Below are 7,902 nucleotides of genomic sequence, written 5' to 3' on the forward strand. Positions count from 1 at the left end.
CGCGCCCACGACATCTTCGACGCCCACCTGCCGCTCCTGCGCTACGAGCAGCAGCCGGGCTTGGGCCTCGCGGTGCGCAAGTACGTGCTGATGCGCCGGGGCATCCTGGCCTCGGACGCCCAGCGCAAGCCCGGGGCCGGATTGTCCGCGACGGCGAAGACCGAGGTGGATTTCCTGCTGGAGCGGCTGGGGCGGCATGATCCGCGGGCGACGGGGTGATGGATGACCTCGCGCGGCTGTAAAGCCGGGGCGTGCCGCAGGAGCAGGCGGCCCGCCTCAGCCTGACCTGCCCGCGGCTCAACGACCTGATGCACGGCCCAGCTCGACGAGTTCGCGCTCGACGCGCTGACTGACATCGCGGCCGCCGCAGGTTTCGTCCTGCGCATCCACCAGGAGGACGCCGCCCGAGGTGAGCGTCAGACCCGCGCCCGCGGATCATGCCGCCCCAGCCGCTCCAGCAGGAAATCCACCTCGGTCTTCGCCGTCGCGGACAATCCGGCCCCGGGCTTGCGCTGGGCGTCCGAGGCCAGGATGCCCCGGCGCATCAGCACGTACTTGCGCACCGCGAGGCCCAAGCCCGGCTGCTGCTCGTAGCGCAGGAGCGGCAGGTGGGCGTCGAAGATGTCGTGGGCGCGCTCGCGCTCGCCGGAAGCGGAGAGCCGCACCACGTCGACCAGCATCTCCGGGAAGGCGTAGCCGGTATTGGCGCCGTCCGCCCCGCGCTCGCACTCGAAGTCGAGGAACAGGCCGCCATTGCCGCACAGGATCGAGATCCGCCGCAGCGAGCCGTCGCGCTGGAACCCGCGCAAGGTCGAGATCTTCTCCAGCCCGGGCCAGTCCTCGTGCTTGAGCATGACGCAATTAGGGTTGTCGGTGACGATGCGGCGGATCACGCCGGGCGTCATCACCACGCTCAGGGTGAGGGGATAGTCCTGGATCACGAACGGCACGTCGGGCCCAATCACCTCGGCGGCCTGGGCGTAGTAGCCGACGATCTGGTCGTCGGTACGCAACGACGGCGGCGGCGCGATCATCACGGCCGCCGCGCCCGCATCCATCACCGCCCGGGTGAGCGAGCCCATCGCGGCGAAGCCCGGGGCCGAGACGCCGATGATGACCGGAAGCTTGGTGCGCCGGATCACCCGCGAGGCGACCGCCACCGCCTCGGCGCCGTCGAGCTTGGGCGCCTCGCCCATGATGCCGAGCACGGTGAGGCCGGTGGCGCCGATCTCGCCGTAGAAATCGGTCATCCGGTCGACCGAGGCCTCGTCGATGCGGCCGTCCGGGTGGAACGGGGTCGGGGCGATGGGGAAGACGCCCTTCGCGTCGGGGGTGAGCCGCATGTCTTGGGTCCTCTCGAGGTCGCCGGACGATAGGTCGTGGCCCGCGATCGGCGCAACCGCCGCAGGCGCCTTCCGCGGGCCCGATCCGTGCAGGGCGGGGCGACCGGAATCGCGCTTGCGGCCGGCCCGCGGCTGGTGCTTCAAGAGTCGCTTGTTCGTGCACAGCCGTGCAAGAGGGACGGCACCGAGGGAGCCGCGCCCCGCGAGAGGAAGACCCGCATGTCCCGCATCGTCTACGTCAACGGCCGCTTCGTGCCCTTCGAGGAGGCGACGATCCCGATCATGGACCGCGGGTTCCTGTTCGCCGACGGCATCTACGAGGTCAGCGCGGTGCTGAACGGGCGCCTCGTCGACAACGAGGCGCACCTCGCCCGCCTCGACCGCTCCCTGGGCGAGATCGGCATCCGCAATCCTCACACCATCGCCGAGTGGACGCGGCTCGAGGAGGAGCTGGTCACCCGCAATTCCCTCCAGGAAGGCCTCGTCTACATGGAGGTCACCCGCGGCGTCGCCGAGCGCGATTTCGCCTTCCCGCCCGAGGGCACCCCGCCGACCGTGGTGATGTTCACCCAAGCCAAGAACGTCTCGGCGAACCCGCTCGCCGAGCGCGGCGCCAAGGTCATCACCGTCGACGACCTGCGCTGGAAGCGCCGGGACATCAAGTCGGTGGCGCTGCTCGCCCAGGTGCTGGCCAAGCAGCAGGCGGCGGCGGCCGGCGTCGCGGAAGCGTGGATGCACGAGGACGGCTTCGTCACCGAGGGCGGCTCCTCGACCGCCTTCATCATCACCGAGGACGGGCGCATCGTCACCCGCCCGCTCTCGACGGCGCTGCTGCCGGGCATCACCCGCCGGGCGGTGATGCGGCTCGCCGAGGAGAACGGCCTCACGGTCGAGGAGCGCGCCTTCACGGTCGAGGAGGCGGTCCAGGCGTCCGAGGCGTTCTTCACCTCGGCCTCCGCCTTCGTGATGCCGGTGATCGAGATCGACGGGAAGCGCGTCGGCGGCGGCCAGCCCGGCCCGCTGACCCGGCGCCTGCGCGGCCTCTACCTGGAGATGGCGGCTGCCGGCTGAGCCCGGGCCATCGACCGAAAGCGGGGCCGGAACCGTCGGGTGCCGGCCCGGTTTCCCTGAGGAGACCCGATTCCTTGGGAGAAACCCGATGTCCAAGCTGATGCGCGGCGGCCTCGCGGCGCTGGCGATTGTGGCCGGCGCCTCCACCGCCCTGGCCCAGTCGCCCGAGGTGCCCCTGCAGGGGCGCACCCGCGACCCGAACCTGCCGCCCCTGAACCAGACCATCCCCGAGAAGGTGCGGCCCGGCGACGCGACCTCGAACGCCGACAAGTCCGACACCACCGGCTCGACCCTGAGCGACCGGCTCCAGCAATCCGACGGCGTGATCAAGCCGCCGGCCACCGGCGCCCCGGACATGGCGGTCAAGCCGCCGGAGCCGACCCCGAACTCGACGCCGGTGATCAAGCCCGGCCAGCTGCCCGGCCAGGGCCCGGGCACCGAGGCGAAGTAGGGCCGCGAGGCCCGCGCAGGGCGCATCTCCCGGGCTTCGCTTGATTTCCCGGCCGGGATCGCCGAAGAGCGCACACGCGTGACACCATCCGCAGCCGATCAGCCCCGCGCTCTCCATGCGCCGGGGCTTTTCGCGCGGCGGGCAGGGACGGGTATTTGTGATATGGCGAACGTCGTCGTCGTGGGCGCCCAGTGGGGCGACGAGGGCAAGGGCAAGATCGTCGACTGGCTCTCCGAGCAGGCCGACGTCGTGGTGCGCTTCCAGGGCGGGCACAATGCCGGGCACACCCTCGTCATCGACGGCGTGACCTACAAGCTGTCGCTGCTGCCCTCGGGCGTGGTGCGCGGCGGCACCCTCTCGGTCATCGGCAACGGCGTGGTGGTCGATCCCTGGCACCTCGTCGACGAGATCGCCCGGATCGGCCAGCAGGGCGTGGCGATCACGCCCGAGAACCTGCGCATCGCCGACAACGCGACCCTGATCCTGCCGCTGCACCGCGAGCTCGACCATTTCCGCGAGACCTCGAACGCGGTCCTGAAGATCGGCACCACCAAGCGCGGCATCGGCCCGGCTTACGAGGACAAGGTCGGCCGCCGGGCGATCCGCGTCGTCGACCTCGCCGATGCCGAGATGCTCGACGCCAAGATCGGCCGGCTGCTCGCCCACCACAACGCCCTGCGCCGGGGCCTCGGCATCGAGGAGATCGACGGCGCGGCGCTGAAGGCCGAGCTGCTCGCCATCGCGCCGAAGATCCTGCCCTTCGCCGACACGGTGTGGTCGCTCCTCGACGACGCGCGGCGCTCCGGCAAGCGCATCCTGTTCGAGGGCGCGCAAGGCGCCCTCCTCGACGTCGACCACGGCACCTATCCCTACGTGACCTCGTCCAACATCGTGGCGGCGCAGGCGGCCACCGGATCGGGCCTCGGCCCGGGGGCGATCGGCTACGTGCTCGGCATCGTCAAGGCCTACACCACCCGGGTCGGCGAGGGGCCTTTCCCGACCGAGCTGACCGACGCGATCGGCGAGCGCATCGGCGAGCGGGGCCGCGAGTTCGGCGTCGTCACCGGGCGCAAGCGCCGCTGCGGCTGGTTCGACGCCGCCCTGGTGCGCCAGACCGTGCGGACGTCGGGCATCGACGGCATCGCGCTGACCAAGCTCGACATCCTCGACGGCTTCGACACGATCCAGATCTGCACCGGCTACCGCCTCGACGGCCGCGAGATCGACCACCTACCGGCGAGCCAGGCCGACCAGGCCCGGGTCGAGCCGATCTACGAGGCGTTCGAGGGCTGGAGCGAGACCACCGCGGGCGGCCGCTCCTGGGCCGACCTGCCGGCCCAGGCGATCAAGTACGTGCGCCGCATCGAGGAGCTGATCGGCGCGCCCGTCGCCCTGCTGTCGACCTCGCCGGAGCGCGACGACACCATCCTGGTCCACAACCCCTTCGAGGATTGAGCGGAATCCGGCGCGTTCCCGGCGGGCGAAGCTTGACGCCCGCCGCCCCGCACGACAAGGCATGCGGCGACCATGGCCGATTACTATCCCCTGCTCGCCCGCGCCCTTGAGGCCCTGCCTGACCGTTCGCCCGACATGCGGCACACGGTCTACGAGCGGGCGCGCGCGGCCCTGATCGGCCAGCTCCGCTCCCTCGACCCGCCCTTGTCGGAAGCCGACATCGAGGCGGAGCGCGTCTCCCTCGACAGGGCGATCGCGCGGCTGGAGATCGAGCACGGCGGCCTGCCCGAGCCGTCGCCGGTCGCGCCCGAGCCGGAGCCGCCCGCTCCCCCGGAGCCGCCGGCCCCGCCCGAATCCCCGGAACCCAAGTTCTCTGAACCCAAGTCCCCGGAGATCAAGCCTCCCGGCCTTCCCCGGGCCGTCGCCGAGCCCGTGCCGGAGGAGCCGCCGCCGGCCGCCCCGGAGCCCACCGATACCCTGCCGGAGGCCGGTCCGCCGGTCGAGCTGAAGCTGCCGCCCGGGCGGCCGCGGCCCGCGGAGCCCGCCGAGGAGACCACCACCCTCGAATCCGGCGCCGCGGCGGCGCAGCGCCCTCGCCTCGACGTGGTGGCGCCCAAGCGCGACCGCTCGCGCCTGGTCCGCAACGGCATCGTGGCGGTGGTGCTGGCCTCGATCGTCGGGGCCATCGCGGTCACCGCCTGGTCCCTGCGCGACAACCCGGCCGCCCTGCCGACGGGCTTCGTCGAGAACGGTCCCAACCGGCCGGCCGAGAACCAGGACTCGAAGTTCGCCGACCGGGTCGGGGGCGAGCGGGCACCCCCGGCGCCGGCGCCCGCGCCGACGCCCCCCGCCGGCCAGGGCAGCGCGCCGCGTCCGTCGCCGACGCCCGACATCGCGGTGGCGCAGCGCGGCACCCTCTACGAGGAGAACGGCGCTCAGGGCAACACGCCGAAGGCGACGCAGGCCCGGGTGGTCTGGCGCCTCGACGCGGTGAATGCCGGCCAGGGCCAGCCGCTGCAGACCGTGGTGCGGGCGACCGTCGACGCGCCCGAGGCCGGTCTGAGCCTGGCGATGGTCCTGCGGCGCAACACCGACGCGACGCTGCCGGCCTCGCACATCATCGAGCTCACCTTTACCAGCTCCGATCCGAACCGGACGGTGCGGGACGTCGGTCTGATCCAGTTCAAGGACGACGAATCCGGCCGCGGCTCGCCGGTTTCGGGCCTGCCGGTGCCGGTGCGCGATAACCTCTTCCTGATTGGCCTCTCCAACCTGAAGGCCGACATCGAGCGCAACACCGACCTCCTGCTCAAGCGCAACTGGGTCGACCTGCCGCTCCGCTACGCCAACGGCAACCGGGCGATCCTGACCTTCGAGAAGGGCAATGCCGGGGAGAAGGTGCTGCGCGAGGCGTTCGAGCAATGGCAGCCGTGAGGACGTCGCGGGGCTGAGCCCGGCCGGCTGATCGAACGAGCCTGGCGCGCCCGGAACAGCCCCGACCTCGTCAGGCGGCTCGGGACTTTCGGGCTGCCGGCCGGTTGGCCGTCTTGCACACCGCGTGAACGCCCGGAACATCGGGCGGCCCGCCCAATCCCACCATGCCGTCCGGGCGCGCCGGGTGCGGGAACGGACTTCCGCCCTGCGGCCCGGCAGCGTGCCCGGACCTCGGCGGCGCTCGATCGCGTTGTGCGTGCCACGGGTCGTCGATAGAAGCCTGACCCTGAGGAAAGACAGACCTGTGGCCGGGACCGTGCCGACAACCCTTTCGCGCGAAGAACTTGAAGCGGAGAACGACTGCCTGCGCGCGGCCCTCGAAGCGGCCGGGATCGATGCGGCGCGCCGGCCGGGCGACACGGCGGCCCCGCAGGACCTGGTGGCCGCCCTCGCGGCCAGCCGGGCGGCGCTGGCCCGCAGCGAGGCGCGCCAGCGGGCGATCTTCGACAGCGCGGTCGACGTCGCCATGATCGTCACGGACCCCGCGGGCGTCATCACCGACTGGAACCCCGGCGCGGAACGCGTGATGGGCTGGACCGCCGCGGAGATGCGTGGCCAGGGCGCCGACCGATTCTACACGCCCGAGGACCGGGCGGAGGACCGCGTCCGGCAGGAGATGCGGCAGACGCTGCACGAGGGGCGGGTGTCCGACGAGCGCTGGCACCTGCGCAAGGACGGCCGGCGGTTCTGGGCCTCGGGCGAGCTGATGCCGCTGCGCGACGAGGCCGGCGCGCATCTCGGCTTCGTGAAGATCCTGCGCGACCGCACCGCCGAGCACCTGGCCGGCCTCGCCCTCAAGGAAGCGCAGGACCGCTACCGGCTGGCCGCCCGGGCGACCAACGACGCGATCTGGGACTGGGATCTCACGACCGGCAGCGTGCTCTGGAACGAGGCGCTGTCCCGGGCGTACGGCCACGCCCCCGAGAGCGTCGTGCCGACCGGCGACTGGTGGATCGCCCAGATCCACCCGGACGACCGGATCCGCATCGACCCCTCCCTCCACGCCGTGATCGACGGCGCCGACGCCGCCTGGACCGGCGAGTACCGCTTCCGCCGCGGGGACGGCACCTACGCGGCGGTGCTCGACCGGGGCCACGTGATCCGCGACGCCGCGGGCCGGGCCGTGCGCATGATCGGCGCCATGCTCGACCTGACCGGGATGCGCACGGCGGAAACCGCCCTGCGCGCGAGCGAGGAGCGCTTCCGGACGATCCTGGACACGGTCGAGGCGGCCTTCGCCATCGTTCAGGTCAAGTTCGACGCCGACGACCGGCCGGTGGACTACCGCTTTCTCGAGGCCAACCCGGCCTTCGAGCGGGAGGCGGGCGTCAACCTGCGCGGCAAGTGGGTCACCGAGTTCGCCCCGGACCTGGAGCCGTTCTGGTTCGAGACCTACGGGCGCGTCGCCAAGACCCGGGAGCCGACGAACTTCGAGAGCTATGCCGAGGCGTTCAAGCGCTGGTTCGACGTCCGGGCCGTCCCGGTCGGCGAGCCGAAGGACCGGCAGATCGCGATCATCTTCAACGACGTGACCGAGCGGCGCAACGCCGAGGAGCGCCTGCGCGCCAGCGAGGCGCTCGCGCGCGAGAACGTGGAGCGCGTCCAGCTGGCCATGGCGGCCGGCGCGATCATCGGGACGTGGCACTGGGACCTGCCCACCGACCGGTTCACCGTCGACGAGGGCTTCGCCCGCAGCTTCGGCCTCGATCCCGCGCTCGGCCGGGAGGGCATCCCGCTCGCCCGGATCGTCGCGACCGTCCACCCGGACGACCAGGCCGGACTGGCGGCGGCGATCAACGAGGCGATCGCCCGGGGCGGCGCCTACGCGCACCAGTACCGGGTGCTCCGCGCCGACGGTCACTACTACTGGATCGAGGCCAACGGCCGCGTCGATCACGGTCCGGACGGGACGCCGCTGAGCTTCCCTGGCGTGCTCCTCGACGTCGAGGAGCGCCGCACCGTCGAGCAGGAGCGCGACCGTGCCATCGCCCAGCTGCGCGCCCTGACCGGGACCCTGGAGCAGCGCGTGACGGAGCGGACCGCCGAGCTGATGCAGGCGGAGGAGCAGCTGCGCCAGTCGCAGAAGAT

At 72.2% G+C, this 7,902-nt stretch carries 6 protein-coding genes and 1 pseudogene; 6 read left to right on the plus strand and 1 reads right to left on the minus strand.

Annotation, left to right across the window (positions count from 1 at the left end; all coding sequences use genetic code 11):
• A pseudogene (locus VQ02_RS28355) lies at positions 1–219 on the plus strand (dihydrodipicolinate synthase family protein); the annotation flags it as partial.
• Positions 220–416: 197 nt separating this feature from the next.
• Here VQ02_RS28355 and VQ02_RS28360 read toward each other — a convergent pair.
• Positions 417–1,343: a dihydrodipicolinate synthase family protein gene (locus VQ02_RS28360; protein ID WP_048447602.1), complete on the minus strand. Its 927-nt coding sequence runs from the start codon at positions 1,341–1,343 to the stop codon at positions 417–419.
• Between the two features lie 219 nt (positions 1,344–1,562).
• Between VQ02_RS28360 and VQ02_RS28365 the strand changes: the two genes are divergently transcribed.
• The 5 genes from VQ02_RS28365 to VQ02_RS28385 all read left to right on the plus strand — a co-directional run.
• A complete protein-coding gene (locus VQ02_RS28365; protein ID WP_048447598.1) occupies positions 1,563–2,414 on the plus strand; it encodes a D-amino-acid transaminase in 852 nt (283 codons plus the stop codon).
• 88 nt (positions 2,415–2,502) lie between these two features.
• Positions 2,503–2,865, plus strand: coding sequence for a hypothetical protein (locus VQ02_RS28370; protein WP_048447599.1), 363 nt, complete (start codon positions 2,503–2,505; stop codon positions 2,863–2,865).
• Between the two features lie 162 nt (positions 2,866–3,027).
• Complete coding sequence (locus tag VQ02_RS28375; RefSeq protein WP_048447600.1) at positions 3,028–4,320, plus strand: adenylosuccinate synthase; 1,293 nt, start codon at positions 3,028–3,030, stop codon at positions 4,318–4,320.
• A 72-nt stretch (positions 4,321–4,392) separates the two neighbouring features.
• Positions 4,393–5,754 carry a hypothetical protein gene (locus VQ02_RS28380; protein ID WP_048447601.1) on the plus strand — a complete coding sequence of 454 codons (1,362 nt, stop codon included), beginning with the start codon at positions 4,393–4,395 and terminating at the stop codon, positions 5,752–5,754.
• Between the two features lie 316 nt (positions 5,755–6,070).
• Positions 6,071–7,902, plus strand: a 1,832-nt coding sequence (locus VQ02_RS28385; protein WP_157080851.1) for a PAS domain S-box protein, incomplete at its 3' end; no start/stop codon positions are given.

Source organism: Methylobacterium variabile (genome assembly GCF_001043975.1).
GTDB lineage: Bacteria > Pseudomonadota > Alphaproteobacteria > Rhizobiales > Beijerinckiaceae > Methylobacterium > Methylobacterium variabile.